Below are 3,235 nucleotides of genomic sequence, written 5' to 3' on the forward strand. Positions count from 1 at the left end.
GGTCCATACACGGTTGCGACCCACTCGGCAGGCGCGCTACCTGCGTTCACCACCCGCACCGAGGAAGCGCCGCCGGACGGATAGGTGCGGTCGAAGGTCAAGCTGTAGGTCCGGCCAGGCTCGACCTCCGTTCCCGGCGCGAGACGAATCTCTTTGTCGTATTCACCCAGCGCCCAGGGCTGACCGACCGTCACGAATCCGAGGGTCGTATCGAGATGCCAACGTTGCTTCCACGGAGCCGACCAGTCCGAGCCACGCACCCGAATTCGTCGAGGCGGTGCCTCCGGGTCCGTGGCGTACGTCAACGTCGAGACGACGTCGGGTCGCAGGTACGGCGCGACACGATCCATGAGTGTGCGGCGCGAATCGAATCGCTCGGTCCACGCCGGACTGAGGATGACGCCGGGCTCGCGCATCGTCTCGGCGTCGCCGTTGAACGTGAACGGGAAACCGGCGATGTCGGTGATCGTGTAGCCGTCCCACGAAATGACACGCTCGCCGCCTGCGTAGGCGGCACCGGCATAGACGTTGCCTTTGAGCCCGTAGGCACCCTCGCCCGCCAGTTCGACCGCGCCGACCGTTATCAGCGCGCTCGACTCATGCATCCGCGTGTCACGCGGCAGATCTACATACAGCGGAGTCCACGGACCTTCCTCCGCGCTCGGGCCGTAGTAGGCCGAGGTCGACTCGGCATCGATGACCATGCGCAACGCCGTGCGTTCGCCGTTAGCGAAAGGCACGGGACGGATGCTGCGCAGGGTGTATGACGTGTCGACCAGCTCAAAAGCATCCAGACGCATCGACTCGCCCGCGGCGAAGCGCTCGCCACGCACCCGCATTCGCACGGCCGTGGTGCCCTCGGGTGCCGCGACCTCGCCGCCCCACATCGTCGCCCACGTCCCGTCACCGGGCGGCCGCGTCAGCGTGTTGGATGCCAATACGTTGTCCTCGGCGTCGAGGCACTCGGTCATGCCCGTGATCGTCCGGCCCTCCGGTGGGGCGACGACCACCGCGGCGAAGTAGGCAGCACCGGGTTGTGCGGCGATCGGCTCGGTCCGCACCTCGACATCGCCGTCACCCGGACCACGGGTGGCCAGGATCACGTAGTCACCCTCTGGCGCGGTCGAGTCAGCCATGCGGACCATCGGCAGCGACCACGCCTCCAAAGGCACGTCTGCGCCTTCGTAGATGCCCAACTTGTCGAGGTAGGCGACCGCCGATGCGCCGTCTCGGGGAGCAAGCAGGAGACAGACGTACGCCGCGCCTTCCGGTGCGACCCAGGTGGCGCGTGAGTAGTTCCACCCCGGTTGCAACGGCCCCAGGTTCGTTCCCCAGCGGAAGCCGTCCACCACGTTGCCCGCGGTGTCGAGATGGACTCGGCCGTGGAAGAAGGTCGTCCAGTCGGTCCCCTCGACGTAGACGCCTGCCATCGACGTGTAGGAAACGCCTGGCGTCACCGGAGTAGCCGTGGCGGGGTTGAGGCCAACCTGAACGTAGTTGTCGGCTGTCGACGGCGCGGCGAGCGAATGAGTGCCATGAGCGGCCACCGCCGTGGAGACAGACAGGTCACCGGTTGAGGAATACAGCTCCGCGGGAACGGTGCCATCCTCAAATGAGGCGACCGCGTCAGACAGCAGGTTGGGGTAGGGATTCGCGCCGCTCGGGAGCGACCAACTGCCCGACGACACGTCGCCCTCGAACACGCCCACTCGATCCAGGTGCGCGACCTCGCCCTCGCCCAACCACATCGAGGCGAGCAGGACCGCGTAGACAGCGCCCTCGGGAGCCGTGGCCACGAGCCGCGCATCGGTCCAGGCACCGCGCGCGGGAGTGCGGCTGCGGTTCGCCGCCGAAGAAATGACGTTGCGGTCCGCGTCGTACCAGTTGGAGATGGCGAGCTGTAGATAGTCGTTCTGGCCGCCCGGTGGCACCCACGCCGAGGCAAGGGCGGTGTATGTCTTGCCCCCTTCAACCGGCACATAGCCAGGCCGGGTCTGGGATTCGTCCATCGGGTTGAGCTGCAACGCGCCGGCCGTGCCGTCGAGGCGTCCGCCCACGAGCGACGACGTCCCGTGCCGCGCTGTTGCCGGGTCGCGTGCGATGCCCTGCGGGGTACTCCAGCGGCTGTAGCCCAGCGCGACGTCTCCGGCCGTCATCTCGGTCGGCCCGGCCTCGATCGACGCCTGCTGGTCGGAGTACAGCAGGTTCCGGGGTTGCGGCGGGTCGCCTGCCAGCACGTAGCCGCTCAGGTCCGTTTCGACGCTCGGGTTCGGCAGCAGGTTGGTGCCGGGCAGGTCGAAATAGCGCCCGTTGATCGATGGCACGAACGCCACACGCCCGAGCGGGTCGATCGCGAACAGCCATCCGGCATCGCCGTCCGCGTACTGCGCGGCGATGATCTGTAGCGCCCCTGTCCAGTGGTCCAACGCCAGCTCGACGCGCAGGTCGAGCAGCGCCGCCGGGTTGATCGTCGGCTCGTCGACGTTGCTCTCGTCGTCACCCTCGATCTGTTCGGGCGGCACATCCGGGTAGAGGGGCAACGGCTCGGTAATCGTGATCCATCCCGCCCCGCCGACGCGGAGTGACGCCCGTGGCTCGGTCACTGCCGCGTGGAACACGGGTGGACGCTCGACGACCATGAGGTCGAGAGTCACGTTCCGCGAGCCCGAGTAGCGGGTGCGGTCGATCGTGCCGTCGACCAGCGGACGGGGCGAGACGACGTCGCGCACCTCGGGCGGAGCGATCTCGACCTTGCGCACCACGTAGCCCGCGTCGCAGTCGTCCAGCTCGACCGTGGCGAGCCCCGAGGCGGAGAGTCGCACAGTCATATCCGACCTGCCCGCAGCATGAACGCCGTCTTGCGGAGGAACATGTCGTAGTCGACTCCCTCGTGGAAATGCGCGTTCTCGATCGCCACGGCCGTGCGCGCACCATCGGGGGATGGCACGAGCCGTTCGTCGCCACCCGTGTTGTTCTCCACCAGATTCATGCCGGGTCGCAGCACACCGCCTCGATCGAAATCACGAGCGTGGGTGTAGACGATGCCGCCCTTGCCGTATCCGGCGAAGCCGCGACGCCGGAAATGACCGAGGTCGCCGTACCGGGCGAGCGAGTACCGCAGACCGGCGAGGATGTTCGCCAGCGGGTTGGTCGACACGCCATACAGATAGGGACCGACGTCATAGGCGGGATGTTTGTGCGTCGCGTAGGTGGGTCCGATGACCTGCATCAACCC

General features: G+C 67.4%; 1 protein-coding gene and 1 pseudogene. Both read right to left on the reverse strand.

The window, feature by feature from the left end; translation table 11 throughout:
• Window positions 1-2,822, reverse strand: a 2,822-nt coding sequence (locus tag PV363_RS16770; protein WP_301022948.1) for a hypothetical protein, incomplete at its 3' end; no start/stop codon positions are given.
• A gap of 2 nt (window positions 2,823-2,824) precedes the next feature.
• Window positions 2,825-3,235 (reverse strand): annotated as a pseudogene (locus PV363_RS16775) (hypothetical protein); the annotation flags it as partial.

It is taken from the genome of Mumia sp., assembly GCF_028803055.1.
Taxonomy (GTDB): Bacteria; Actinomycetota; Actinomycetes; order Propionibacteriales; family Nocardioidaceae; genus Mumia.